Source organism: Ramlibacter sp. P4_H7 (assembly GCF_056400765.1).
Genome location: NZ_JBFUKP010000005.1, coordinates 272,845 through 297,534, shown reverse-complemented (window position 1 = coordinate 297,534; position 24,690 = coordinate 272,845). Strand labels below are relative to the sequence as shown.

Genomic DNA, 24,690 nt, shown 5'->3' with positions numbered 1-24,690 from the left:
GGAGTCGCAGGCCAGGCCGGTGAGGCGTCTCAATCCCCGCGGAACAGGGCGTTCAGTTCCGCGCCACTGGCGGCGCCGGCAAAGCCATCGAACTTGCCTTCGGTTGCAATCGCCTGCGCCGCCCGCATGAAGCCGCCCCAGGCCGTGCGCGCCAGCGCGCCGCCCACGCTGACGCGCCGCACGCCCAGCGCCGCGATGTCGGCCAGGGTCAGCTCCGTGGTGGCGCCCACCAGCAGGTTCACGGGCTTGGGTGCCACCGCCGCGACCACGGCGGCGATCTGCGCGCGGGTCTTGATGCCCGGCGCATAGAGGCAGTCGGCCCCGGCCTCGGCGTAGGCCTGCAGCCGGCGGATCGCATCCTCCAGGTCCGGCCGGCCGACGATGAAGTTCTCGGCGCGGCCCACCAGCAAGGTGTCGCCACCGGCCGCATCGATGGCGGCGCGGGCGGCCCGCATCCGTTCGACGGCCGGCGCGATGTCGCGCAGGGGCTGGTCCGGGTCGCCGGTGGAGTCCTCGATGGAAAGACCCGCGACGCCGGTATCGACGGCCAGGCGCACGTGGCGGGCGACGCCTGCGGCGTCGGCCGCATAGCCGCCCTCGAAGTCCGCATTCACCGGCAGGTCCGTGGCGGCCACCATCTCGCGCAGGTGGACCAGGACTTCGTCCAGGGACATCTGGCCGTCGGCCATGGCGTGGCGCCAGGCCGCTCCCGAACTGGTCGTGGCCAGGGCCTTGAAGCCGAGCTTGGCCAGGTAGCAGGCGCTGCCCGGGTCCCAGGGATTGGGGATGACGAAACAGCCCTCCGCGTGCAGTTGGCGGAAGGCCTGCCGGCGGGCGGGCGTGTCTTGGGGCGAGGGCATGTGTTCCTCCGGTTCGGGCCATGACGGCGCGGCCATTGTGCGCCGCCGGGTCGGAGGCGCGAGGCACCGGACCGCCAGGTAAAGCTCGACCGTGGCGCTTCCGAGTTGAGGAATATTCGTGGATCCGGCCACGGAGTTTGTCGGACGATGAACTCACGGCGGTAGGAGGGCTCCTACCCCGTTCGAGTAGGAGGGGTCCTACCCGTTTCACCCCCTGAAGGAGAGCTGGCTCAGATGTGGAAGTCCCTTGTCACCGCGCTCATGGCGGCCGCAGTGTTCAGTCCCTGCGTTGCCCGTGCCGATGCCTTCGACCAGGGCATGGGCACGATGTGGGAAGTGCTCTGGCACCAGACCGGGACCCCCACGCGCCTCGTCCGTTGGGAGCAGGACCTCAAGGTGCGCGTGTTCGGCGTGAACCTCGCCGCCCACAGGGACCACACGCTGGCCGCGCTGCGCTCCGCCGCTGCCGAGGCCGGGGTGAAGGTGGTCGACGTGAGCGACCAGCCCGACGCGGCCCAGCAGGCCAACGTCAGCATCGAGATCACGGCCAACGATGCGCTGGCCGACCGCCAGCCCTGCGAAACGCGCCTGAACTTTCGTACCGAGGACAAGCTCGAGTCGGTCACCATGCAGATGCGCGACAGCGAAGAGTGGCGCTGCGCCTACCACGAAGTCATGCACGTGATGGGCGTGCGCGGCCATCCGGAAGGCCTGACCGTGCTGAGCTACTTCGCCACCCAGGTCGAGGGCCTGACGCCCCTGGACAAGGCGATCCTGCGCGCCTGGTACTCGCCGCGCGCCCGTGGTGGCATGACGCCCTTCGAGGTGCTGCCGATCCTGGCCGACGAACTGGTGGCCATCCTGCCGAACAAGGCAAAGGCGACCCAGTCGCGCGACCGCTTCCTGGCCCGGACCATCCAGGAGATGCAGGCCTTCGCCAATGACAAGGGCGACATCCCCGCGATCATCAAGCGCTCCGGCAAGTCGACCGAAGAGGGGATCCGCTTCGGCCGCATGGAGATGAACTACTTCCTGGGGGTTGCCTACCTGCAGGGTGCGACGGTGCCCCAGGACACCAGCCTGGCGCAGCGCTGGCTGCAGCGCGCCGCCAGCCTGGGCAGCCGCACCGCGCTGGCGCAGCTCGGCGCGGCAGGCACCGGCAGCGCGGCCGCTGCGAACTGACGCCCGGAAGCGCCGCGCGTCCCCGCGGGCAGGGCGCGGCCCTGCCTCGGCCCGGATGCGCGCCGGTCGTACAATCGCGGCCCTGCCCCAGCCCCCTCTGCGCGCTCCGCCGCACTGCACCGCCATGACCTTCATCCTGTCCCACCAAGTGCTCGACGAGGTCCTGCAGAAGCACCGCATCAAATCCAACGACCTCGCCGGCATCGACAAGCTGTTCGGTGGCGCGGATGGCTACTACTGGTACCACACGATGCGGCACATGTGCCCCAAGCAGGAAGTGATGGTCTGGTCCAGCCAGGAGGACATGCGCGCCGCCTTGCAGAACCACGAAAACGCCACCGCCGCCGAGGACGAGGTGAAGCCGCAGGAATTGAAGGAATCGCACCTGACGGCCATCGCCGGCCTGCTGGGCGTGCGCATCTAGCAGCCCGCCCGGGCGCAGCGCCTCAGCGCAGCGTCACGATGTGCCCGGCCGAGGGATCGACGTCGCCGGCCGCCATGCGCTGCCAGGCCCGTAGGGCCGCCGGTGCGCCATCGTGGCGTTGCACGCGCAGCCAGGGGCGCTTGGCCTCCTGCAGCCGCGCCAGGCAGTCCCGCCAGCCGGCGAGCACTTTCTCCCCGAACGCGGCGGTTCCCCAGTCGGCCTGCCGCTTCTGCGCCTGCGCCGGTGCGAAGAAAAGGATCGGGCGCGGTCCCGGCAGGCCGTTTGCGCCCCCGAGCTCGCCGACGTGCGTGCCGCCCACCGAGCAGCTGTAGCGCAACTCCTTGAAGTGCTCGTGCACCTGCGCGCGAAAGCGCGCGTCGCCGGCGAAGTCCACGTAGACACAGGGCGTCGTCGCGGCTAGCGTGGCCACGTCCGCGTAAGGAAGGACCCGGCCGTAGCAGCCCAGGCTTTCGCAGAAGGCCAGGTTGGCCGGGGCCGTGAAGCCGATCGTCGTGATGCCTGCGCGTTGCTGCAGCAGCAGCGCCGTGGCCCACGCGGTCTTGCTCGAAGCGCTGGACAGCAGCACCGTGCGCGCACCGAAGAAGTCGTTGTCGGCCAGGAAGTCATCGATCAGCCAGGACGTCTGGTACAGCGGGCGCAGCAGCGCCTGCAGGTCCTCGGTGTCCGGCGTGTAGAACGGGTCGCGACTGGCGCGCAGGTAGCGGTTGTAGACGCCGTGCAGCGCGCCCCGGTGCGGCGCCGCATCGACGAAGCTGCGTTCGCCGAGCCTGTCCGGCTGCAGGATCGCGCTGCTCGCCATCGGCCAGTAGCCATACAGGCGTTCGCCCACGGCCACGCCGGGATGCAGCGACTGCACCACCGTGCCGAAGCCCCAGACCGGGACGATGCCCCAGCCTTCCTCGTGCGTCGGATAGAACTCCCAGTAGTGCATGGCCGCACCGAAGGCGCCGTAGGTGACGTTGTTGGCGGTGAGGGCGAATGCGTCGACGCGCACCCGCACCTGGCCGGGTGCCAGGGCGGCGGCCTCGCTTTCGACGAGCCTGGCCTCGGTGAGGCGGTCCTTGCGCACTTGCAGCGTCGTGGTGGTCATCGCCGCACTCTAGGGCAGGGGCCGGCAAAGGACAATGGCTTGGTCCCGATCCGGTGTCGCCTGCGCGCAGGCGCCGCAGGTGAGAGGAGTTGCGCCGCGCGGCCGCTACGACAACGCCGCTTCGATCTCCGCGAACGACCTCGCCTCGGTGGGCAGCTGCAGCGGCACGCCCAGCTGCCGCGCGATCTGCGACAGCGAGAAGATGCCGCGCACTTCGCGCATGCCGTCGTTGGCGGTCTGCACGACCAGCGCATGGTGGCGGCCCGCCTGCTGCAGGCTCGCCACCACCTGGCCCACGCGCGCTGACTGCACGACGTGCATGTCGAAGGCTTCCAGGCGGTCGGCGGGCGTCATCACGTCGGCCACGAGGATGTCGCCGTGGCGGATGCGCCGCTCCTGCGCGACGGCGACGGGCTTTTCGCCCAGCACGTCGTTGGTCGTCAGGATGCCCGCCATGGTCTCCTGATCGCCGATCACCAGCAGCATGCGCACGCCGCGCTGGATCATGAAGGCATGTGCCTGCTCCATCGTGTCCTGCGGCGAGGTCACCGCGGCGGCGACGCGCTTGAGGTCGGTCATCACGAGGAGCGCGGACGAATCCAGCGACACGCTCGGCTGGCCCTGGGCGGGTTGGCACAGGCGAACTGCGCCGATTCGCGGCAGGACGGGCAAGGTGTTGGGGGTCATGGAACGCCTCCTGATGGGATGAGACAGGTTACGCCGGTGGGCGCGGGTCCGCAAACCGTTCCACGATGGGGGAGGGCGCCTGACCGGAGCCTGACCTGCCGCGGCCGCCCAGGCCGTTCGGCCCTTTCGCCCCGCACAATACGTTCGACCCCTCACCCACCCGAGAAAGAGCAGGACATGACCGCCCTTCGCCTCGACCAGGCCCAGGCCGTGATCGCCGGCGCCCTGGCGCACTCCCGGAAGTCGGGCTACAAGCCCATGGCGATCGCCGTGCTCGACGCGGCCGGCCACCTCAAGGCCTTCATCAGCGAGGACGGCGCCAGCATGTTCCGCTTCGACATCGCCCGCGCCAAGGCCTGGGGTGCCGTCGGCATGGGCGTGTCCAGCCGCAAGCTCGCCGAACGCGCCAAGGACAACCCGAACTTTCTCATCACGCTGGCGGCGACTGCCGAAGGCAAGCTGCTGCCGCAGACGGGCGCCGTCCTGATCCAGGACGCCGGCGGCAGCGTGCTGGGCGCGGTCGGTGCGAGCGGCGGCACGGGGGACGAGGACGAGGCGATCTGCATCGCCGGCATCGCGGCGGCCGGCCTGGCCAGCGCCTGACGCCGGCGGACGCCGTCAGCCGGGCATGCCAGCGTGGGCGTCGCGCCTGTTCACCTCGTAGAACACGCCGCGCAGCCACCGGTTGGCCGGATCGTTCTGCAGGCGGCGATGCCAGAACTGCTGCACCTGCACCTGCGGCATGCGGAACGGAAGCTCGATGCGCTTGAGCGGAACGTGCCGCCCGACGACGGTGGCGATGTCGCTCGGCACCGTGGCAACGAGGTCGCTGCCCGGCAACAGGGCCAGCAGGCTCATGAAATGCGACAGCTCCAGCGTCACGTGGCGCTGCCACCCCTTGTCCTGCAGGAAGCGGTCCAGCGTGTGCTCGCGGCCGTCCGGCCGGACCAGGATGTGGCGGGCCGCGAGGTACTGCTTGAGTGTCATGCGAGCCCCCACCGCGCCATTGCGGGCGCAGGCGATGCACGCGTACGAGGTTTTGAACAGCGCCTGCTGGAAGTAGCCGGTCTTCTGCAGGTCCGGGAAGAAGCCGACGGCGAGGTCCGCCTCGCCGGTCTCCAGCGCCTCCGCCGCCGCCTTGCGCGGGCGGGCCAGCGTCTGCAGGCGCACGTGCGGGGCCTCCTGCCGCAGGCGGGTCAGCACGCCGGGCAGGAAGGCCACTTCGCCGATGTCCGGCGTGAGGATGGTGAAGCTGCGGTCCGCCCGGGCGGGATCGAAGCCCGCCTCCAGCAGGATCTCCGACTCGATCGCCTGCACCACGCGCCGCACCGCCGGTGCGAGCTCCAGCGCCCGCGGGGTGGGTTCCATCTGGGCGCTGGTGCGCACGAATAGCGGGTCGCCGAACAGCGTGCGCAGCCGAGCGAGCGCGGCACTGGTCGCGGGCTGGCTGAGCCCGACCGCCTCCGCCGTGCGGCTCACGCTGCGCAGCCGGGCCATGGCGTCGAAGATCACCAGGAGATTGAGGTCGACCGATCGAATATCCATGTGGTGGATTTTATGTATCCACCGAATTGCCTCGCCAGATAGCCTGCCGGTCCCTAGCATCCGATGCGGACGCGTGCATTGACGCAGGGCAAAGCCTGGTACAGAACCGGAGACAAACCATGAAACGCAGAGATTTCGTCAGGGCAGCCGCATGGCTGCCGCTGGCCGGCAGCGCCTTCGCGCAAGGCGGCAGCTGGCCCCAGCGGCCGGTGAAATGGATCCTGTCGCAGCCGGCCGGCTCGGGCCCCGACATCCTCGCCCGCTACCTTGCGGACCAGCTGTCCAGGACCTGGAACCAGCCGGTGGTGATCGACAACAAGCCGGGCGGCCAGAACGTGATCGGCGCCCAGGCGGCGGCCCGTTCGGCGGCGGACGGCTACACGTTCTACTACGCCACCACGGCGGCCATGGTCACCAACGTCTACACGTTCAAGGCGCTGCCCTACGACCCGGCGAAGGACTTCACGGCAGTGCGCCTGGTGGGTCGCAGCCCCTTCGTGATCGCCGCGGCGGCGAACTTCCCCGCGAAGGACCTGGCGGAGGTGTTCGCGAAGGCGAAGGCGCAGCCCGGCACCATCGCCATCGCCACCGAAGGGCCCAAGACCTTCTCCGGCATGCTCGCCGACAGCGTCGCGGTGATGGCGGGCGTCAAGTTCAACCACGTGCCCTACACCAAGGCGCCGGATGCGCTGCAGGACGTGATCGGCGGTCGCGTGCAGCTGGTCTGCCTGCCGGATGCGGCGCTGAGTGCCTACCTGCAGGGCGGCCAGGTCCGCGCGCTGGCGGTCAGTACCGCGCAGCGCCAGCCGCAGCTCGCGGGCGTTCCCACCATCGCCGAGAGCTTCCCGGGCTTCGAGTTCACCGGCTGGAACGGCCTGTTCGCGCCTGCGGGCACTCCGCCGGACATCGTCGCGCGCGTGAACCGCGACCTGGAGGCGGTGCTGGCGCAGCCCGAGGTCGCGCAGCGCCTGCTGGTGCTGGGCTCGCTGGCCGAGCCGCGAATGAGCGTGGCGGAATTCGACACCTTCCTGCGCGGCGAGCGCGAGCGCTGGGGCAAGGTGGTCAAGACCGTCGGCATCCAGCCGGAATAGGCATGGCGAGTTGTGGCTGCGGCACCGACGTGCATGCGCACGTGGTGCCCGAGAACTTTCCGCGTTACCTGGGCTCGGCGGTGCCGGCCGAGTGGCCATCGATGGCGCCGGCGCACGCCTGCCACCGCAACGTGATGATCGCGGGCAAGGTCTATCGCACCGTGTCCGACCGCTGCTGGGATGCGACCAGGCGCATCGCCGACTTCGACGCCATGGGCCTCGCCCTGCAGGTGGTTTCGCCCATGCCGGAGCTGCTGTCCTACTGGATGGAGCCCGGCGCCGCGCAGCAGCTGCTGCGCTATACCAACGACCAGATCGCTGTCATGGTCGGGGAGGGCCAGGGACGCATCGCAGGCCTGGGTGCCGTTCCCCTGCAGGATCTCGACCTGGCCCTGCGCGAGCTCGAGTATGTGGTGAAGACCCTGGGCTTTCCCGGCGTCGAGATCGGCAGCAACATCAACGGCGTGCCGGTCGGTGCGCCACGGTTCGACCCGTTCTTTGAAGCCTGCGAGGCGCTCGGGGCCGCAGTGTTCGTGCATGCGCTGCGCCCGGCCGGCATGGATCGCCTCGTGGGGCCCGCGCCGCTGCAGCAGGTGCTGGCCTATCCGGGTGACGTGGGGCTCGCCGCGGCGTCGGTGATCACCAGCAACCTGCTGCCGCGCCGCCCGAACCTGCGCATCGCCTTCAGCCACGGGGGCGGCACGCTCGCGTCGCTGCTGCCGCGCTTGCAGGAGGGCTGGAAGGTCTTCCCCGCGCTGCAGGAGGCCGTGCAGGAGGCGCCGGTGGCGCAGGCGCGCCGCCTTTACTACGACACGCTGGTGTTCGACCGCCCCATGCTGCGCCACCTGGTCGAGACCTTCGGCAGCTCGCAGCTGCTGATCGGAACCGACCATCCCTTCAACTTCCACGACCGCACGCCGGTGGAACGCATCGAGGCGGCCGGCTTCGACGCGGCCACCGTGGGGCAGCTGCTCCAGGGCAATGCGGAGCGCTTCCTCGGCTTGCGAAGCCCAGCCCCCTCATGAGTTCCCCCACCATCGCAGCGCTGCGCAGCGTGGCACTGAACGTGCCCGACCTCGCGCGCGCCGAATCGTTCTACACGCAGGTCTGGAACCTGCAGGTCGCGCAGCGCGAGGGCGACGCCGTCTACCTGCGTGGCAGCGGCAGCGACCATCACCTGCTGGCGCTGCACCCGGGCGGCGAGGTGCCGCAGATCCGGCAGGTCACGCTGCGCGCACGCAGCACGCAAGCCTTGCAGTCCGTCGCCGAGGCGGTGCCGCGCGCCGGCGGCAGCATCCTCGCGCCCGTGGGGCCCATGGCCGGGCCCGCCGGCGGCATCGGCCTGAAGTTCCGCGACCCGCACGGCCGCATCTTCGAGGTCGTGCACGGCGACGTCCGCCACGGGGGAACGCTGCCCGAGAAGGATCGTCCGGAGCGCCTCACGCACGTCGTGCTGAACAGCCACGACGTCGATGCCACGCAGCGCTTCCTCGGCGAGGCGCTGGGCTTCACGCTGGCGGACCGCACCGTCGCGATCGCATTCATGAACTGCAACAGCGACCACCACACGCTGGCGGTGGGCATCGCCGACAACGATGCGCTGAACCACATCGCCTTCCTGATGCCAGACTTCGAATCCGTCATGCGCGGCGGCGGCCGCATGAAGGATGCGGGCTTCCCGATCCAGTGGGGCCCCGGCCGCCACGGGCCGGGCAACAACCTCTTCAACTACTTCATCGATCCCTTCGGCGTCGTCATCGAGTACACGGCCGAAGTGCAGCAGGTGGACGAGCGCTACCAGCCGCGCGGCCCGCAGGACTGGAAGTGGCCGCCCGGCCGCGTCGACCAGTGGGGCATCTCGCCGCCGCCCGGACCGCAACTGAAGGAGGCGCAGCGGCGCGTGCTGTTCGTTCCTTCCTGACCCTCCCGATTTCCGAAAGAAACCCATGCAATTCACCACCTACCTGCGCAACGGCGCGCCCCGCCTCGCCGTCGTCGACGGCAACGACCTGATCGACCTGAACGATGCGCAGCCGCGGGTGCCCAGCGACCTGCGCGCCGCACTCAAGGCGGGCATCGATGTGTCGGCCGCCGCGCGCAGCGCAGTCGGCGACCAGGCGACGCGGCAGCCGCTGGCGCACGCCACGCTCGCGCCACTGGTGCCGGAGCCCGGCAAGATCGTCTGCCTGGGACTCAACTACTACGACCATGCCAAGGAGGGCGGCCGCGAGAAGCCGGACTACCCCTGGTTCTTCTTCCGCGCGGCCTCCTCGCTGGTGGCGCACGGCCAGCCCGGCCTGGCGCCCAGCGTTTCGACGAAGTTCGACTACGAGGCCGAACTGGCCGTCGTGATCGGCCGCAAGGTGCCGCGCCACACGAAGCAGCAGGACGCATTGCAGTACGTGTTCGGCTACGGCTGCTTCAACGACATGAGCGTGCGCGACTACCAGAAGCGCACGCCGCAATGGACCATCGGCAAGAACTTCGACGCCACCGGCGGCTTCGGCCCCGTGCTGGTGACGGCGGACGAACTGCCGCCCGGCGCCGCCGGCCTGCGCATCCAGGCACGCCTGAACGGGCAGGTGATGCAGGACGCGAACACCAGCGACATGATCTTCAGCGTGGCCGAAACGATCGCGCTGCTGGCGGACGTGCTGACGCTGGAGCCCGGCGACGTCCTCGTGATGGGCACGCCGGCCGGCGTGGGCCAGGCGCGCAATCCGCCCGTCTGGATGAAGGCCGGCGACACGATCGAGATCGACATCGAACGGATCGGCACGCTGGCCAACCCCATCGTCGACGAAGCGCGATGAGCGAGCCGACCTACGACGTCGCGATCGTCGGCTACGGGCCGGCCGGCGCCGTGGCGGCGGGACTGCTCGGGCAGCAGGGCCTGAGCGTCTACGTGTGCGACCGCCTGCCGGAGGTCTTCCAGATCCCGCGGGCGATCGCGCTGGACCACGAGATCATGCGGGTGTTCCAGCAGCTGGGCGTGGCCGATGCGATCCAGCCGTTCTGCGAGCCGTTCACACCCTCCGAATACTTTGGAGTCGACGGCCAGCTGATCCGCCGCATGACCATGGTCGATCCGCCTTACCCGCAGGGCCACACGCCGTCGATGGTGTTCACGCAGCCGCCCGTGGAGCAGGCACTGCGCGAGCGCGTGGCCCGGATGGGTCACGTGGTGGTCGAGCTGGGCGTTGAGATGCGGCGCATTGCGCAGGACGCCGAGGGCGTCACGCTGCAGGTCCAACGGGCCGACGGCAGCGACAGGCAGGTCCGCGCGAAGTACGCGCTGGCCTGCGACGGCGGCTCCAGCACGGTCCGCACACAGCTGGAGATGCCGCTGGAAGACCTGGGCTTCGACGAGCCGTGGCTGGTTGTGGATGTGCTGGTGAACGAGCAGGGGCTGGCCAAGCTGCCGCGGGTGAGCGTGCAGTATTGCGAGCCGGAGCGCCCTTGCACGCTGGTGATCGGACCGAAGAACCACCGGCGCTGGGAAATCTCGCTGAAGGCCGGGGAAGACCCGAAGCAGGTCGCGCAGGCCGACGCCACCTGGAAGCTGCTCTCGCGCTGGCTGACGCCGGCGGACGGCGAGCTGTGGCGGCAGGCCAGCTACCGCTTCCATGCGCTGGTCGCGAGCCAGTGGCGCAAGGGGCGTGTGTTCCTCGCCGGGGACGCCGCGCACATGCAGCCGCCCTTCCTCGGACAGGGCATGTGCCAGGGCATCCGGGATGTGGCCAATCTCGTCTGGAAGCTCGGCGCCGTGTTGCGCGGCGAGGTCGGCGGCGCGGCGGGCGAAGCCCTTCTCGACAGCTACGGCACCGAGCGCAGATTGCATGTGACGGAGCTCACAAGCCGCATCAAGGGCGTCGGCGCCGTCATCTGCGAGCGCGATCCGGACAAGGCACGCGCGCGCGATGCACAGCTGCTGGCCGCCTGCGGCGGCGTCGTGAAGGACACTCCGCGCCAGGACATCCTGCCGCGCCTGCAGGACGGCCTGCTATCGGCGACGCCGCACGATGCGCGCGGCACGCTGTTCCCGCAGCCTTGGGTGCAGGTGGACGGACTGCGAAAGCGGCTGGATGGCGTCACCGGCAATGGCTGGCGGCTGGTCCTGGCGGCCGGAACGCCGGCGGCCAGCGACCAGCAGGACGTGTCGGGGCTGTGCGTCGTGCAACTGGGCGAGCTCGCCGAAGCCGATGGACTCGCGGCGGCCTGGTTCGAACGTCATGAATGCAGCGCGGCATTGGTGCGGCCCGACAATTACGTGTATGGCGTGGCGGCCAACGCCGGCGAAGTGGCCGGGCTGCTGGACGAACTGGCGCGATCGCTCGGACTCGCGGACGCCAAGCCACCTGCCGTGCCTACACTGGGCGTCTCCGCGGTTGCAACACCCTAGCTCCGGCCAGTCGGCGATCGCCCGGGCTGGGGCGCCCTCTCAGGCAGGACCATGACCCAGGACTTCTCCCAGGGCTGCGCCTACCAGCGCGGCGACTACGTTCCCATCGCACAGGCGGGCATCCCGCTGAGCGACTGGGGTTTCCTGCGCTCGGACGCCACCTACGACGTCGTCACGGCCTGGGAGGGCGCGTTCTTCCGGCTCGATGCGCACCTGGAGCGCTTCTTCGCCAGCTGCGGGCGCTTTCGCCTCGACCCCGGCCGCAGCCGCGAGGAAGTCGCCCGGATCCTGTCGGAATGCGTGCGCCGCTCCGGGCTGCGCAATGCGTACGTGGAGATGATCGTCACGCGCGGGCAGCCGCCCTGGGGATCGCGCGATCCGCGCCAGGCCGTCAACCAGTTCCATGCCTTCGCCGTGCCCTATGTCTGGCTGGCCAACGAGGAGCAGCGCCGGCGCGGCCTGCACGTGGTCGTCAGCGAGGTGCAGCGCATTCCACCGGCCAGCGTCGACCCCACCGCCAAGAACTACCACTGGAACGACCTCACCATGGGGCTGCTGGGTGCGCTGGACGCCGGCGCCGACACGGTGCTGCTGCGGGATGCCCGCGACAACGTCGTCGAAGGACCGGGCTTCAACGTCTTCGCCCGCGTGCAAGGCGTGCTCGTCACGCCGTCGGAAGGCGTGCTGCACGGCATCACGCGGCGCACGGTCCTGGAGATCGCGGCTTCGCTGCGCCAGCCTGTGGAGGAACGCGCGTTGCCGCTCACCGAACTGCTCGCGGCCGAGGAAGCCTTCCTCACGACATCGGGCGGCGGCGTGCTGCCCGTGGCGCGCGTGAACGGCCAGGCGATCGGCGACGGCAGGCCGGGTGCGGTGACGCAGCAGTTCGCGCAAACCTACTGGGACTGGCACCGGCTGCCGCAATTCAGCACGCCGATCTCCTACTGAGCGCGCGCAGCCGGGGTGCCGCCGCGTCAGCGCGGCGCGTCGCTCGCCGGCGGCGCGGCCCCTTCGTCATCGATCGCCTTCTGCACCGCGCGGTAGAAGGCCTCGCGTGCATCGCTGGCCGTGCGGTCCCGCGCGCCGCCGGCCCAGTTCGCGTTCGATGCGATCACGATCCTGCGCTTCGGGTCGATGAACAGGCCTTGCCCGAAGATGCCGCGGGCGGCGAAGCTGCCGTCGGCATAGGTCCACCACTGGTAGCCATAGCCGCGCCCGGGCTGGCCGATGTCCGTGCGCGTGCTCGTCGCTTCCGCCAGCCAGCCCTCGGGCACGATGCCCTGGCCCTGGATGCGCGCACCCTCGAGGATGAAGACGCCGAACCGGGCGAAGTCGCGCGTGGCGGCCTGGATGCAGCAGCCGCTGATTTCCTGTCCGGTCTTGCTCAGGAGCCAGGTGGCCGGCTGCTCCATCCCGGCGGGCGCCCAGATCTTCTCGGACAGGTAGGCCGACAAGGGCTTCTTCACCGCTTGGCCGAGGAGGATGCCCACCAGGTTGGTCTCGCCGGTGCTGTAGTGCCAGCGCGTGCCGGGCGGAACGTCGCGCGGCAGGCGGCGCAGGTAGCTCACCAGCGCATCGACGCCATCCTCCGGCTTGTGGTTGTTGAAGCGCGCCACGTCCGAGTTCGGATCGGCGTAATCCTCGTTCCAGCGCACGCCCGAGGTCATCGTCAGCAGCTGGCGGATGCTCACCGCGTCGTATGCCGAGCCTTTCATCTGCGGGATGTAGTCGCTGACCTTGTCGTCCATGCTGCGGATGTGGCCGTCCCGGATGGCCGCTCCGACCAGGGTGGACGTCATCGACTTGGCCACCGAGAAGCTGGTCCAGCGCCCGCCGGCGTCGAAGTCCAGGCCGTAGCGCTCGACGCGCAGCTTGCCGTCGTGCACCACCACCAGGCCCGCGCTGCGCTGCCCCGCCAGGTACGCGTCCAGGTCCAGCGGCAGCTTCAGCGGCGCGCCGGCCGGCAAGGGCCGCGGCGTGCCGCCCGCCTGCACGAGGCGTGACTTTGCCAGCACGGGCAGGCGATCGAGCGCGCGGAAGGCGGCATCCCGCTGCGGCTGGCTCCAGAACAGGAGGTCGCGGTTCGTCGGCAGTGTCGCCAGCAGGCCGCGCGTTTCCTTGTCCAGGCTGAACCAGCCGACGCCGCCGCCCACCACCACGACAGCGAGCAAGCCGAGCGCGATCTTCCTGAGTTTCATCGGGGCAGTCCGGCAACGACGATGGAGGGCATTGGACACGATGCCGCGCCCGCTCGCCAGTGCCGAGCGCGGCGAAGGAGTCCCCGCCGCCTGCTGCACGCGGCCACGTCCGCGGCTACGATGGGGCTGCTCCCAAGGAGATGATCGTGAAGCGCCTCGCTGCCATCCTGCTGTGGACCCTTGCCTGCTGCGCGGGCGCGCGGGCGCAGGACTGGCCGACCGCGACGCCCGAGTCGCAGGGCATGGAGTCCGTGGTGCTGGCGGCGATCGTGGAATACGGCGCCGAAAAGATGATGGACAGCCTGCTGGTCGTGCGCAACGGCCGCATCGTCGCGGAGGTGTACTACGGCCCTTACCGGGCGTCCATGAAGCACCGCATCAATTCGGCCACCAAGGCGGTGCTGGGGACCGTCACGGGCATCGCGATCGCGCGGCGCGAGCTGCCGGCGACCAGCATGCCGCTGGCCAGGCTGCTGCCCGCCGTCGCCGCCATCGGCGATCCGCGCTGGAATGCCGTGACGGTGCAGCACCTGCTCGACATGACCTCCGGCCTCGACTGGAACGAGCCGCTCACCGGGGTTCCGCAAACGCTGCTGGCGCTGCAGCGCAGCCCGAACTGGCAGGAGTTCATCCTCGCCCGCCAGGTCGTGCGCCCACCGGGATCGGCCTTCGACTACAACAGCGGCAACGCCCACCTGCTGTCGATGGTGCTCGCCCGCCGCACCGGGATGTCCACGGACGCCTATGCGCGCAAGGTCCTGTTCGAACCGCTCGGCATCCGCGACACCCGCTGGCTCAAGGACCCGCAGGGCGTGGCCATCGGCGGCTTCGGCCTGTACATGCACACGCGCGACATGGCGCGCATCGGCCAGCTGTACCTGCAGCACGGCGCCTGGAATGGCCGGCAGCTGGTGCCGCGGGACTGGGTGGACCGGGTGTTCGATCCCAAGACGGACATGAACCTGCCGGGCTTCCGCTATGCGGACTTCTGGTGGAGCCTGCCCGCGCGCCGCACCTACATGATGTCGGGCTTCAACCGGCAGCTCGTGATGGTGATGCCCGACCTGGACCTGGTGGTGGCCACCACCGGCCGTGGCAACTATGCGCTGGAGGAATTCATCCAGCTGGTGCAGCGGGCGGCCAGCTCCAGCGTGCCGCTTCCGGAGAACGCCGACATGCAGGCGCGTCTGCGCGCCCGCACCGAGGCGGCTGCCGACGGCTTCGCCGTGCTGCCGGGCGATCCCGTGAAGCCGTCCCTGATGCAAGGCAGCTTCCGGCTGGACGACAACATCGCCGGCGTGCGCGAGTTCAGCTTCGACTTCACGGCCCATCCACCGCGCTACCGCACGCTCACCGGTGCGCGCGAACTGGTGGCGCCCGTGGGCCTGGAGGGACGCTTCGCCGAAGGAAACGACGAAGGACGGCCGCTATTCACCCGCGCGACCTGGCGCGATCCGAACACGCTGCTGGTGGAGCAGCGCTGGCCCGAGGAGGCTGCGTGGGTCCACTCGCTGATCCGGTTCAGCGGCAACGAGCTGGAGATCACGACGGCCAACGGATTCGGCATGGTCTCGGTCGTGAAGGGACGTCGCAGCGCAGCGGAATGAAGCGCGTGATGCGGCGTAGTCCGCAGCCTACGCGCGCCGGGGGCCAACTCCCACTTGGCTCGGCCGGCTCCGCCCAACAATCGTTGCTCAAGCAAAAGGAGACTCCATGCCGAACGACATCAAGCCGGGCCAGGCGGACAACGACGAGACCGCCCGCGAAGACGAGCCCATTCCCGCGGCATCGGAAGACCAGGTTTTGGAAGAGACCGTGCGGCTGGCGCGCGAGGGGCGCAAGGAACTGGAGTCCGACCCCAAGGAGCACAAGCCGGCTTCGGAGTGATGCGCGAGTAAGCCCATTCGTCTGCGTCGGCGGGCTCTTGCTGACACCGGATTGGGCAATCCACCTGTGGCGGCAGGAATTCCGCATCCCCACAATGGCCCCCATGGGCAGCGAGGCCGTGCGCGAAGACCGCACGCGCTCCGCCCTTCCCACGTTGCAGGAGCCATTCGTGAACCTCAGGGTGTTCGTCGTCGACGATCTGCACGACATGCGAACCCTGCTCATCGATGTGTTCGAATCGGCGGGGAGCTTCCGCGTCGTCGGCACTGCGGCAAGCGAAGGCGAGGCCAAGGCGTGGCTGGATGCGCACCCCGCGCACTGGGACGTCGCGGTCGTCGACCTCGTGCTGTCGGGCGGCTCTGGCTTTGACGTCGTCAGCCGCGCCAGGGAGACGCACGCGGACGGCTGCGTGGCGGTGCTCAGCAGTTTCGTGAGCGATGCGGTCGAGAAGCACTGCCTGAAGCTCGGCGCCGACGTGGTGTTCAACAAGGTGCGCACCAGCGAATTTCTCGGCTGGGTCCGGCGTGTGGCTGGAACCTGACGCTTCCTTCGCGCGTTCCAATGCGCCTTGTAGGACGGAGCCGCGTTCACATTCGCGTGGCTCTACATTTACACACAAGCGTCATGCACTTGAGGCAGAGTGGGTTCTCTGCCATGTACATCCAACGCACCAGACTCCCCGCAGGGTTCCGGCAACCGCCGGCCCAGGACGCCAGCCACCGCATCGTCACGGTGGTGTCGGGCACCCTGCACATCGGTTTTGGAGACAGCTTCAACGAGAAGACCACGATGCCGATGACGCGGGGGCACACCTGGACCATCCCGGCCCGCAAGTCCTACTACCTGTGGGCCAAGGACGGCGAAGTGATGGTGCAAGTGGTGTCGAACGGCTGATCGCCAGCTGTTCGCTCGTGGTGAACGCTCGCAGTGCGCAACTGTGGCGCGCCGGTTTCTGGTGCTGTGCCCTGGCCGTTCTGGTCCTCGCGCTCGTTCCCCAGCGTGAACCGGTGGCGCCGGACGGCCTGGACAAGGTCCACCACGTCGTCGCGTTCGCCACCCTGGCGCTGCTCGCCGCGCTGGCCTGGCCCGCCCACGTGCGAACGTCGCTGCCCGCCTTGCTGGCCTACGGCTGGACCATCGAGTTGCTGCAATCCTTCACCGCCACGCGAACCGCCGATGCCGAGGACGTCCTGGCCGATGCCGCGGGCCTGCTGCTCGCATGGGCGATGGTCCGGGGTGTCGAGCGATGGATGCGGCTGCGCGCTCGACGGCGCTGAGTGCCCGCGCCGCGTTCCGGGTCTCAGCGGCCCTGGCGGCCCCGCGCGGCGGCCGCCGCGGCCGCGCGCAGCTTGTCCTTCTTGCTGGGACGCTTGCCCTTGATGCCGCCGGTTCCGGGGGCAGCCACCGGGGGCGGCGCGGCCTCCACCGGAACGAAGCCCGGCACCTGTTCGCGCGCCACTTCGAGATGCTGGCGCGATTCGATCAGGCGAAAGTGCGCTGCGGTGGCGCCGCTCACGAAGCTCACCGCCAGGCCGCTCTCGCCGGCACGGCCGGTGCGGCCGATGCGGTGCACATAATGGGTCGCCGAGCGCGGAAGGTCGTAGTTGACCACGACGTCCAGCGCCGGAATGTCGATCCCGCGTGAGGCGAGGTCGGTGGTCACGAGGACATCGGTGCGTCCCGCCTTGAAGGCTTCCAGCGTCTCGGTGCGCAGCCCCTGGCTCATCTCGCCGTGCAACGGCGCCGCCGGAATGCCCGCGTCGGACAGCTTGCGCGCCAGGTGCTCGGTCGCGTAGCGCGTGGCCACGAACACGAGGACGCGCCGCCACCCGCCCTGCCTGACCAGGTGGCGCAGCAACTCGGTGCGCCGGCCGGCATCGACTTCGATCACCCGCTGGACGATGGCGGGCGCCTCAGACGCAGGCACTGCCGCCTCGATGCGCACGGCGTCGCGCAGCAAGCCGGCGGCCAGCGCCTGCACGCCCTCGGCAAAGGTGGCGGAGAACAGCAGGGTCTGCCGGCGCGCAGGCAGCGCCGCCAGCACCTGTTCGAGTTCGGCCGCGAAGCCGAGGTCCAGCAGGCGGTCGGCTTCGTCGAGCACCAGCGTCTCGACGCGCGCGATGTCGAGCGCATTGCGTTGCAGCAGGTCCAGCAGGCGGCCCGGGGTCGCGACGACCACGTCGGCGCCGCCGCGCAGGGCCATCATCTGCGGATTGACCGAGACACCGCCGAACAGCACCGCAACCCGCGGCGGCGCGGGCGCGAACCGCGACAGGTCGCTGAACACCCCGCCCACCTGCGCCGCCAGTTCGCGCGTCGGCACCAGCACGAGCACGCGAACGCTGCGGCGATAGCCCTGTCTCGCCGCGGCCAGCCGCTGCAGCAGGGGCAGCGCGAAAGCGGCGGTCTTGCCCGAGCCGGTCGGTGCCAGGGCCAGCAGGTCTGTCCCGCGCAGCACGGCGGGAATGGCGTCCAGCTGGATCCGCGTGGGCGTGCCGAAGCCGGCCTGCGTGCAAGCCTGCGCCAGCGAGGCCGAGAGGCCCAGCGATGCGAAATCCGGTGCGGTCATGGCGAGCGGTGCAGGCGCGGCGCGGAAAGCGCCTCGATGCTGTCGCGGATCGCCAGGTCGACGTCGCTCCAGCGGCCCGCCAGCTTCTGCGTGACGAGCGCCTTCTGCAGGGCCTGCAGCTCGCGGGCGCTGGGCGCTACCTTGATCTGGGCGATGGCGGCGGCCGGGTTGCCGGCGCGCAGCAGCGCGACGACCTTGTCGGGCCAGTCGGGGGATCGTGCCAAAACGGAGTGCCTCGTGGAAAGTCGAAACCGGATTGTCCGCCCCCGGCGGCGGCCCAGGCGGACGCCGGGCCGCCTGGGATTCAGCGACGCTGCGGCGGGCGGCCGGTGGGCGGCCTGCGCTCGGGCAGGTGCCGGAACATGATGCGGCCCTTGGTCAGGTCGTAAGGGGACAGCTCCAGGGTCACGTCGTCGCCGGCGATGATGCGGATGCGGTGCTTCTTCATCTTGCCGCCGGTGTAGGCCACCAGTTCATGCCCGTTCTGCAGCACGACGCGGCAGCGCGAATCCGGCAGGATTTCCTCGACGCGGCCGCGCATCTCGATCAGTTCTTCCTTGGCCATGGGGCTCTCCCTTCAGAGTTCAAACGGGCATGCGGTGCCGGCGCAGCGGATGCCGCGCCGGTGTCCGGACGATGGGGGCTCAATAGGAGCGGCGGGGTCCGCCGCCGGAGCGCGGCTCCATCGGGCGCGCTTCGTTCACCACCAGGGCACGGCCGTCGAACTGATGGCCGTTCATGCCCTCGATCGCGGCCTTGGCCTCGGATTCCGAGCTCATTTCGACGAAACCGAAACCCTTGGAACGGCCGCTGTCACGGTCCATCATGACCTTGGCGCTGCTGACGGTGCCGTACTGGCCGAAGGCCTGTTGCATGTCGCTGTCGCCGAACGAGTAGGGCAGGTTGCCCACGTAAAGTTTGTTGCCCATGAGGGACTCCATTGAAAAAACAGGAAAACGCGATGGAGCCCGAATGCAATCACAAACTCATGGCACTCATTCGAAAAGGCGAGACTGACAGATCACCGCAGATGCGCGCGCGCACTCGCGCGCGCAGGCCCATTATGAACCTGATCCGCCTTGCGTGCCCGGCGGCAGTCCGCAAGCGCCGGCCTTTGTCGCGGGTTTTGCGGTAAGTTTCGCGCTGGATCGGGGCTCTGGCCGCCCCGGGTCCGCAGGCCGCCTGCCATTGGCGGCAAGGAGGCATCCATGCACATGGTATCGGTTCGCAAGTGGAGCGCGGTGCGCGCCTGCGCCCTCCTGGCCGCTTTGCTGTTGGGGCCGCTGGCCGCATCGGGCCAGGTCCAGGTGCTGATCTCCGGCGGCTTCTCCGGCCCCTACGAGCAGTTGCTGCCGGAGTTCCAGCGCACCACGGGCCTTCAGGTCACGACCGGCTCCGGCTCGTCGCAGGGGACGGGCCCGCAGACCATCGCGGCCCAGCTGGCGCGTGGCGTACCGGCGGACGTGGTCATCCTGTCCCGGGAAGGCCTCGCGGAGCTCATCGCCGCCAACCGCATCGCCGCCGGGACGGACGTCGACCTCGCGCGCACGCCCCTGGGCGTGGCGGTGCGGACAGGCGCTGCCAAGCCGGACGTCAGCACGGTTGAAGCGTTCAAGCTGGTCGCCCTGGGCGCCCGCGCCATCGCCGTGCCCAGCAGCACCAGCGGCATCTTCCTGGCCAAGGACGTGTTTCCCCGGCTCGGCATCGCGGACAAGGTGAACGTGAAGGCCACGCCGCGCGGCACCGGCGCCGCCGCCATGGTCGCTTCGGGCGAGGCGGACATCGCCGTGATGCCCGTGAGCGAGATCGTCCACGCCCCTGGCATCGAACTGGTGGGCGTGCTGGCGCAGGAGATCCAGCTGAACCAGGTGTTCGCCGCGGCCGTGACCGCCACGACGACGCAGCGCGACGCGGCGCAGCGACTGATCGCTTTCCTGGCCTCGGAGCGCGCGGCGGCGGCGATCCGCAACGGCGGCATGGAGCCCCTGGGCCCGCGCCGTCCCTGATGCGCGGCGGACCCGCTTTCGCTACTGGACGCGCTTGTCGAAGGCCTGCTGCAACGCGGCGAGATCGGTGATGCGCACGTGTCGCTTGTCCACGTCCAGCATGTGCTGGTGGACGAAGGCGGAGAAGGTGCGGCTGACGGTCTCGACCTTCATCCCGAGATAGCTGCCGATCTCGGCACGCGACATGCGCAGGTGGAATTCGCTGGCCGAGTAGCCGCGGGCCTTCATGCGCTGGGAGATGTTCAAGAGGAAGGCGGCCAGGCGCTCCTCGGCGTTCATGCTGCCCAGCAGCATCATCAGGCTGTGTTCGCGCACGATCTCGCGGCTCATGATGCGGGAGATGGCCTGCTGCAGGTCGTGGCTTTGCTGCGCCAGTTCGCTCAGGTGGTCGTAGGGGATGGCGCAGATCTCCGCGTCTTCCAGGGCGATGGCGCTGCTGGCGTGCTGGCCGGAGGCCAGGCCGTCGAGCCCCAGCAGTTCTCCCGCCATCTGGAAGCCGGTGACCTGCTCGCGCCCGTCCTTGAGCGTCATGTTCGACTTGAAGGTGCCGCCGCGCACGGCATAGATGAACTGGAAATGCTCGCCCTGTCGGTACAGCACCTGTCCCATCCGGATGCTCCGGCGCGCGAAATGCAGGTCATCCAGCCGCTCCACGTCCTCGCCCTTAAGGCCGCTGGGCAGGCAGAAGTCCCTGAGATGGCAGGTGGAGCACAGCGTCTTCCACGGTGCGCGACTGCCGTCGGTCGCCGGGGTTGGCTGGCGGCCGACGTACTGCAACGGAGCGATGACGGGAGCAGGTTGCGGGCCTGGCATGGTGGGCTCTCACTACGCCTTTTCTTCGCCGGATACGACGCGACGCAGCGACGATAGCGGCACCTGGTTGCGGCGGGCATTGGACCTTGGTCGCATCGCGGCCGTCCTGCCGCCAGCCGGCGGCGTCGCGGTCCAAGCTGCGCGGGGCCCCAAAGCCGCTGCCGGGCTGACGAAGGTCGCTTCGCGGGCGCCGGGCAAGTGCCTAAGATGCGGGGCGGGCCTTCCGCGCCACCGGAGCATCCACCATGACCCTGGAACAGTACAACGAAGCGATCAAGCAGATCGTCGCCGAGCAGCAGAAGATCGCCCAGGCGACCGCGCAACTGGCACTGTCTGGGCAGGCCAATCCGACCAATCCCCAGTTCAGCCAGCTCATGACGAGCCAGTGGGCGCTGGTTCAGCAGATCGCCAAGCTCAACACCGACCTCATGATGGGGATCATGTCGCCGAAGAAGTGAGGCTTCCCTTGGGCAAGCGCGCGGGACGGCCCGCCGGCTTGCGTTCGTTCGCGTAGAACGCCAGCAGCGCGTCGATCAGCGCCTGGGCGTAGGCGGGCAGCGCCTCGCCCTCGCGCACGAGCACGTAGCGTTCGCGCACGCGCCAGGCGTCGGTCAGTTCCACCTGCACCATCTGCGACCCCGCCAGGTTGCGCCGCGCGCTCATCTCCGGCACCACGCCGATGCCGACCCCGGCGGCCACCATGCGGCACACCGCATCGAAGCTGGACAACTCCACGCGCAGCCGCAAGGGCCGGCCCAGGCCGGCCGTCACCTTGGCGAGATGGTCGCGCAGCGTGCTGCCGGGATGGGTGCCCACGTGCGGCTCGTCCAGCGTGTCGGCGAAGGCGATCGTCTTGCGGCGCGCCAGCCGGTGCTGGCGCGGGACCACCAGCACCAGCCGGTCCGTGCTGAAGTGGATGGCGCGCAGGCCCGGCGTGTCGACGCGCGCGGAGACGATGCCCAGGTCGGCATGGCCATCCAGCACGCCCAGTGCGATCTCCGGGTTCTGCATTTCCTGCAACTCCACGTTCACCTTGGGGTTGGCCTTGAGGAAGCCGGGCAGAACCTCCGGCAGGATGTCCGACACGGCCGTGGTGTTCGCGTGGATGCGGACGTGGCCGCGCAGGCCCCGGGTGTACTCCTGCAGGTCGCCGCGCAGCTGCTCGGTCTGGCGCAGCAGCGCGCGGGCGTGGTGCAGGAAAGCCTCGCCGGCCGGCGTGAGCCGCACCCCGCGCGCCTCGCGGTACAGCAGCGGTACGCCCGCATGGGTCTCCAGTGCCTTCACGCGCGCGCTGGCCGCCGGCAGCGACAGGTGCTGGGACTGCGCGGCGCGGGTGATGTTGGCGTGCTGCGCGACCGCGTGGAACAGGCGCAGGTCCAGCAGGTCGAAGTCCATGAGCGTGATTACACCACCCTTCGGATTTTCCGAAGGCTCGCTTTCGAACAAGCGCATTGTGCGCACGGACCGGCTGCTGCACGATCGCTGCCCATGCAGCACCCCGCCGCCGCCCACTGAGAGACCCGCGATGAAGACACAGATCCCCACCCCCGACGCCTTCCAGGAAATCCGCGAGGCGATGCGCGACCTGTGCGGCCGCTACGACTCCGCCTACTGGCAGCAAGTGGACGAAGCGCGCGGCTATCCGGAGGCCTTCGTGAACGCGCTGACGGAAGCCGGCTGGCTCGCGGCCATGATCCCGGCCGAGTACGGCGGCTCCGGCCTCGGCCTGGCGGAGGCCTCGGTCGTGATGGAGGAGATCAACTTCTCCGGCGGCAACTCGGGCGCCGTGCACGGCCAGATGTACAACATGGGCACGCTGCTGCGCCACGGCTCGGCCGAGCAGAAGCAGCTGTACCTTCCGCGCATCGCCAGCGGCAAGCTGCGCCTGCAGACGATGGCGGTGACCGAGCCCACTACCGGGACCGACACGACGCAGCTGAAGACGACGGCGGTGCGCAAGGGCGACCGCTACGTGGTCAACGGCCAGAAGGTCTGGATCTCGCGCATCCAGCACTCGGACCTGATGATCCTGCTGGCGCGCACCACGCCGCTGGCCGAGGTGAAGAAGAAGAGCGAGGGCATGAGCATCTTCATCGTCGACCTGCACCAGGCCATCGGCCACGGCATGACCGTGCGGCCCATCATGAACATGGTGAACCACGAGACCAACGAGGTGTTCTTCGACAACCTGGAGATCCCGGCCGAGAACCTGATCGGCACCGAGGGCCAGGGCTTCAAGTACATCCTGGACGGCCTGAACGCCGAACGCACGCTGATCGCGGCGGAGTGCCTGGGCGACGCCTACTGGTTCGTCGACAAGGCGCGAAAGTACGCCAGCGAGCGCGTCGTGTTCAACCGGCCGATCGGGCAGAACCAGGGCGTGCAGTTCCCGATCGCCGACGCCTACATCGAGACCGAGGCGGCGAACCTGATGCGCTTCAAGGCCTGCGGGCTGTTCGATGCCGGCAAGCCCTGCGGCGGCGAAGCCAACATGGCCAAGTACCTCGCGGCCAAGGCGTCGTGGGAAGCCGCGAACACCTGCCTGCAGACGCACGGCGGCTTCGGCTTCGCGCACGAATACGACGTGGAGCGCAAGTTCCGCGAGACGCGCCTGTACCAGGTGGCGCCGATCTCCACCAACCTGATCTACTCCTACGTGGCCGAGCACCTGCTGGGCCTGCCGAGGAGCTTCTGATGGGCCGCCCGCTGGATGGCATCACGGTGGTGTCGCTGGAGCACGCGATCGCCGCCCCGTTCTGCACGCGGCAACTGGCGGACCTTGGCGCCCGCGTGATCAAGGTCGAGCGGCCGGGCAGCGGAGACTTCGCGCGCGGCTACGACACGCGTACGCAGGGGCTGGCGTCGCACTTCGTCTGGACCAACCGTTCCAAGGAGAGCCTGGCGCTGGACCTGAAGCAGCCGCAGGCCCTGGCCGCGCTGAAGGACCTGGTCGCCAAGGCCGACGTGCTGGTGCAGAACCTCGCGCCGGGGGCGGCCGCGCGCATGGGCCTGGGTTTCGATGCGCTGAGCGCGCGCAACCCGCGTCTGATCGTCTGCGACATCTCGGGCTACGGCGACGACGGCCCCTACCGCGACAAGAAGGCCTACGACCTGCTGATCCAGAGCGAGGCCGGCTTCCTCTCGGTCACCGGCACGCCGGAGCAACCGTGCAAGGCCGGAAATTCGATCGCCGACATCGCCGCGGGCATGTACGCGTACAGCAGCGTGCTGGCCGCGCTGCTGCAGCGCGATCGCACGGGCAAGGGATCGCGCATCGACGTGTCCATGCTGGAGGCGCTGGGCGAGTGGATGGGGTTTCCCATGTACTACGCCTACGGGGGGCAGACGCCGCCGCGGCGCAACGGCGCCTCGCACGCCACCATCTACCCGTACGGCCCGTTCCAGGCGGGTGACGGCAAGACCGTGATGCTGGGCCTGCAGAACGAGCGCGAGTGGAAGGCCTTCTGCGACAAGGTGCTGCGCCAGCCGGAACTGGCGACCGATCCGCGCTTCGATGCCAACCCGCGGCGCAGCGAGAACTCCTCCGTGCTGGAGGCGATCATCCTCGCGACCTTCCGCAGCCTCACCGCGGAACAGGTGATCGAACGCCTGGAGGAGGCGCAGATCGCCAACGCGCACGTCAACGACGTCGGCGATCTCTGGAACCATCCCCAGCTGAAGGCCCGCGAGCGCTTCCGCACCGTCGGCTCGCCGACCGGGCCGGTCGAGGCTTTGCTGCCACCCGGTGCGAACAGCAGCTTCGACTACCGAATGGACCCGGTGCCCGCGGTGGGTGAGCACAGCGAGGCCATCCTGCGCGAACTCGGCCGCGGCAGCGAGGAGATCGCCGCCTTGCGCGACGCCGGCGCGATCTGAGCTTGCCGGCGGAAAGCCGCGCATGGCACGATCTCCGCG

General features: G+C 69.5%; 29 protein-coding genes. 18 read left to right on the top strand and 11 right to left on the bottom strand.

Annotated elements, in window-relative coordinates; translation table 11 throughout:
* Positions 1–29: 29 nt before the first annotated feature.
* The gene (locus tag AC1DSA_RS10085) at positions 30–860 is read right to left on the bottom strand and encodes an isocitrate lyase/PEP mutase family protein (protein WP_477888612.1); all 831 of its coding nucleotides are present in this window, start codon (positions 858–860) and stop codon (positions 30–32) included.
* Positions 861–1,094: 234 nt separating this feature from the next.
* Between AC1DSA_RS10085 and AC1DSA_RS10080 the strand changes: the two genes are divergently transcribed.
* Both AC1DSA_RS10080 and AC1DSA_RS10075 read left to right on the top strand, forming a co-directional pair.
* A complete protein-coding gene (locus tag AC1DSA_RS10080; RefSeq protein WP_477888610.1) occupies positions 1,095–2,042 on the top strand; it encodes a hypothetical protein in 948 nt (315 codons plus the stop codon).
* A gap of 124 nt (positions 2,043–2,166) precedes the next feature.
* Positions 2,167–2,466, top strand: a complete 300-nt coding sequence (locus AC1DSA_RS10075) for a hypothetical protein (protein ID WP_477888608.1) — start codon at positions 2,167–2,169, stop codon at positions 2,464–2,466.
* A gap of 22 nt (positions 2,467–2,488) precedes the next feature.
* Here AC1DSA_RS10075 and AC1DSA_RS10070 read toward each other — a convergent pair whose 3' ends face one another.
* Together AC1DSA_RS10070 and AC1DSA_RS10065 are read right to left on the bottom strand one after the other, a co-directional pair.
* Positions 2,489–3,577 (bottom strand): DUF2855 family protein, encoded by a 1,089-nt coding sequence (locus AC1DSA_RS10070; RefSeq protein ID WP_477888606.1) that lies wholly within the window; start codon positions 3,575–3,577, stop codon positions 2,489–2,491.
* A 105-nt stretch (positions 3,578–3,682) separates the two neighbouring features.
* Positions 3,683–4,264: a CBS domain-containing protein gene (locus AC1DSA_RS10065; protein ID WP_477888604.1), complete on the bottom strand. Its 582-nt coding sequence runs from the start codon at positions 4,262–4,264 to the stop codon at positions 3,683–3,685.
* Positions 4,265–4,441: 177 nt separating this feature from the next.
* On the opposite strand from AC1DSA_RS10065, the gene AC1DSA_RS10060 reads away from it, so the two are divergent.
* On the top strand, positions 4,442–4,867 hold the full coding sequence (locus tag AC1DSA_RS10060; protein ID WP_477888602.1) for a GlcG/HbpS family heme-binding protein: 426 nt from the start codon (positions 4,442–4,444) through the stop codon (positions 4,865–4,867).
* 15 nt (positions 4,868–4,882) lie between these two features.
* Here the strand turns inward: AC1DSA_RS10060 and AC1DSA_RS10055 are convergent, their stop codons facing one another.
* Positions 4,883–5,809, bottom strand: coding sequence for a LysR family transcriptional regulator (locus AC1DSA_RS10055; protein ID WP_477888600.1), 927 nt, complete (start codon positions 5,807–5,809; stop codon positions 4,883–4,885).
* Between the two features lie 119 nt (positions 5,810–5,928).
* Between AC1DSA_RS10055 and AC1DSA_RS10050 the strand changes: the two genes are divergently transcribed.
* Genes AC1DSA_RS10050 through AC1DSA_RS10025 form a run of 6 tightly spaced genes read left to right on the top strand, consistent with a single transcriptional unit; the run spans position 5,929 to position 12,250 of the window.
* Positions 5,929–6,900: a Bug family tripartite tricarboxylate transporter substrate binding protein gene (locus tag AC1DSA_RS10050; RefSeq protein WP_477888598.1), complete on the top strand. Its 972-nt coding sequence runs from the start codon at positions 5,929–5,931 to the stop codon at positions 6,898–6,900.
* 2 nt (positions 6,901–6,902) lie between these two features.
* Positions 6,903–7,925 carry an amidohydrolase family protein gene (locus tag AC1DSA_RS10045; RefSeq protein ID WP_477888596.1) on the top strand — a complete coding sequence of 341 codons (1,023 nt, stop codon included), beginning with the start codon at positions 6,903–6,905 and terminating at the stop codon, positions 7,923–7,925.
* Complete coding sequence (locus AC1DSA_RS10040) at positions 7,922–8,821, top strand: VOC family protein (protein ID WP_477888594.1); 900 nt, start codon at positions 7,922–7,924, stop codon at positions 8,819–8,821. The genes AC1DSA_RS10045 and AC1DSA_RS10040 overlap by 4 nt, the downstream gene beginning before the upstream one ends.
* A 25-nt stretch (positions 8,822–8,846) precedes the next feature.
* On the top strand, positions 8,847–9,713 hold the full coding sequence (locus AC1DSA_RS10035; RefSeq protein ID WP_477888592.1) for a fumarylacetoacetate hydrolase family protein: 867 nt from the start codon (positions 8,847–8,849) through the stop codon (positions 9,711–9,713).
* Entirely contained in the window at positions 9,710–11,302 is a 1,593-nt protein-coding gene (locus tag AC1DSA_RS10030; RefSeq protein ID WP_477888590.1) for a bifunctional 3-(3-hydroxy-phenyl)propionate/3-hydroxycinnamic acid hydroxylase, read from the top strand. Before AC1DSA_RS10035 ends, AC1DSA_RS10030 begins: the two co-directional genes overlap by 4 nt.
* A 51-nt stretch (positions 11,303–11,353) precedes the next feature.
* A complete protein-coding gene (locus AC1DSA_RS10025) occupies positions 11,354–12,250 on the top strand; it encodes an aminotransferase class IV (protein WP_477888588.1) in 897 nt (298 codons plus the stop codon).
* 26 nt (positions 12,251–12,276) lie between these two features.
* Here the strand turns inward: AC1DSA_RS10025 and AC1DSA_RS10020 are convergent, their stop codons facing one another.
* The gene (locus AC1DSA_RS10020; protein ID WP_477888587.1) at positions 12,277–13,500 is read right to left on the bottom strand and encodes a serine hydrolase domain-containing protein; all 1,224 of its coding nucleotides are present in this window, start codon (positions 13,498–13,500) and stop codon (positions 12,277–12,279) included.
* 146 nt (positions 13,501–13,646) lie between these two features.
* Between AC1DSA_RS10020 and AC1DSA_RS10015 the strand changes: the two genes are divergently transcribed.
* The 5 genes from AC1DSA_RS10015 to AC1DSA_RS09995 all read left to right on the top strand — a co-directional run bounded on the left by AC1DSA_RS10015 (position 13,647) and on the right by AC1DSA_RS09995 (position 16,664).
* Positions 13,647–15,107 carry a serine hydrolase domain-containing protein gene (locus AC1DSA_RS10015; protein WP_477888585.1) on the top strand — a complete coding sequence of 487 codons (1,461 nt, stop codon included), beginning with the start codon at positions 13,647–13,649 and terminating at the stop codon, positions 15,105–15,107.
* A gap of 106 nt (positions 15,108–15,213) precedes the next feature.
* The gene (locus AC1DSA_RS10010) at positions 15,214–15,387 is read left to right on the top strand and encodes a hypothetical protein (RefSeq protein WP_477888583.1); all 174 of its coding nucleotides are present in this window, start codon (positions 15,214–15,216) and stop codon (positions 15,385–15,387) included.
* Between the two features lie 103 nt (positions 15,388–15,490).
* Positions 15,491–15,928, top strand: a complete 438-nt coding sequence (locus tag AC1DSA_RS10005; protein ID WP_477888581.1) for a response regulator transcription factor — start codon at positions 15,491–15,493, stop codon at positions 15,926–15,928.
* 113 nt (positions 15,929–16,041) lie between these two features.
* Entirely contained in the window at positions 16,042–16,281 is a 240-nt protein-coding gene (locus AC1DSA_RS10000) for a cupin domain-containing protein (RefSeq protein WP_477888579.1), read from the top strand.
* Positions 16,282–16,301: 20 nt separating this feature from the next.
* Positions 16,302–16,664 carry a VanZ family protein gene (locus AC1DSA_RS09995; RefSeq protein ID WP_477888577.1) on the top strand — a complete coding sequence of 121 codons (363 nt, stop codon included), beginning with the start codon at positions 16,302–16,304 and terminating at the stop codon, positions 16,662–16,664.
* Positions 16,665–16,687: 23 nt separating this feature from the next.
* Here AC1DSA_RS09995 and AC1DSA_RS09990 read toward each other — a convergent pair whose 3' ends face one another.
* From AC1DSA_RS09990 to AC1DSA_RS09975, 4 genes are all read right to left on the bottom strand, one after another.
* Positions 16,688–17,956 (bottom strand): DEAD/DEAH box helicase, encoded by a 1,269-nt coding sequence (locus tag AC1DSA_RS09990; protein ID WP_477888575.1) that lies wholly within the window; start codon positions 17,954–17,956, stop codon positions 16,688–16,690.
* Positions 17,953–18,180: a hypothetical protein gene (locus tag AC1DSA_RS09985; RefSeq protein WP_477888573.1), complete on the bottom strand. Its 228-nt coding sequence runs from the start codon at positions 18,178–18,180 to the stop codon at positions 17,953–17,955. The genes AC1DSA_RS09990 and AC1DSA_RS09985 overlap by 4 nt, the downstream gene beginning before the upstream one ends.
* Positions 18,181–18,260: 80 nt before the next feature.
* Complete coding sequence (infA, locus tag AC1DSA_RS09980; RefSeq protein WP_477888571.1) at positions 18,261–18,521, bottom strand: translation initiation factor IF-1; 261 nt, start codon at positions 18,519–18,521, stop codon at positions 18,261–18,263.
* A gap of 79 nt (positions 18,522–18,600) precedes the next feature.
* The gene (locus AC1DSA_RS09975; protein ID WP_477888569.1) at positions 18,601–18,885 is read right to left on the bottom strand and encodes an RNA recognition motif domain-containing protein; all 285 of its coding nucleotides are present in this window, start codon (positions 18,883–18,885) and stop codon (positions 18,601–18,603) included.
* Positions 18,886–19,164: 279 nt separating this feature from the next.
* Between AC1DSA_RS09975 and AC1DSA_RS09970 the strand changes: the two genes are divergently transcribed.
* The gene (locus AC1DSA_RS09970; protein ID WP_477888567.1) at positions 19,165–19,962 is read left to right on the top strand and encodes a substrate-binding domain-containing protein; all 798 of its coding nucleotides are present in this window, start codon (positions 19,165–19,167) and stop codon (positions 19,960–19,962) included.
* 21 nt (positions 19,963–19,983) lie between these two features.
* On the opposite strand, the gene AC1DSA_RS09965 is transcribed toward AC1DSA_RS09970, so the two are convergent.
* Positions 19,984–20,775 carry a helix-turn-helix domain-containing protein gene (locus tag AC1DSA_RS09965; protein WP_477888565.1) on the bottom strand — a complete coding sequence of 264 codons (792 nt, stop codon included), beginning with the start codon at positions 20,773–20,775 and terminating at the stop codon, positions 19,984–19,986.
* Positions 20,776–21,020: 245 nt separating this feature from the next.
* Here AC1DSA_RS09965 and AC1DSA_RS09960 point away from each other — a divergent pair, with 245 nt between their 5' ends.
* Entirely contained in the window at positions 21,021–21,233 is a 213-nt protein-coding gene (locus AC1DSA_RS09960) for a hypothetical protein (RefSeq protein WP_477888563.1), read from the top strand.
* Here AC1DSA_RS09960 and AC1DSA_RS09955 read toward each other — a convergent pair.
* Positions 21,214–22,170 carry a LysR family transcriptional regulator gene (locus tag AC1DSA_RS09955; protein WP_477888561.1) on the bottom strand — a complete coding sequence of 319 codons (957 nt, stop codon included), beginning with the start codon at positions 22,168–22,170 and terminating at the stop codon, positions 21,214–21,216. The genes AC1DSA_RS09960 and AC1DSA_RS09955 overlap by 20 nt on opposite strands.
* Positions 22,171–22,300: 130 nt before the next feature.
* On the opposite strand from AC1DSA_RS09955, the gene AC1DSA_RS09950 reads away from it, so the two are divergent.
* On the top strand, positions 22,301–23,470 hold the full coding sequence (locus AC1DSA_RS09950; protein ID WP_477888560.1) for an acyl-CoA dehydrogenase family protein: 1,170 nt from the start codon (positions 22,301–22,303) through the stop codon (positions 23,468–23,470).
* Entirely contained in the window at positions 23,470–24,651 is a 1,182-nt protein-coding gene (locus tag AC1DSA_RS09945; RefSeq protein WP_477888559.1) for a CaiB/BaiF CoA transferase family protein, read from the top strand. Before AC1DSA_RS09950 ends, AC1DSA_RS09945 begins: the two co-directional genes overlap by 1 nt.
* The last annotated feature ends 39 nt before the right edge of the window (positions 24,652–24,690 follow it).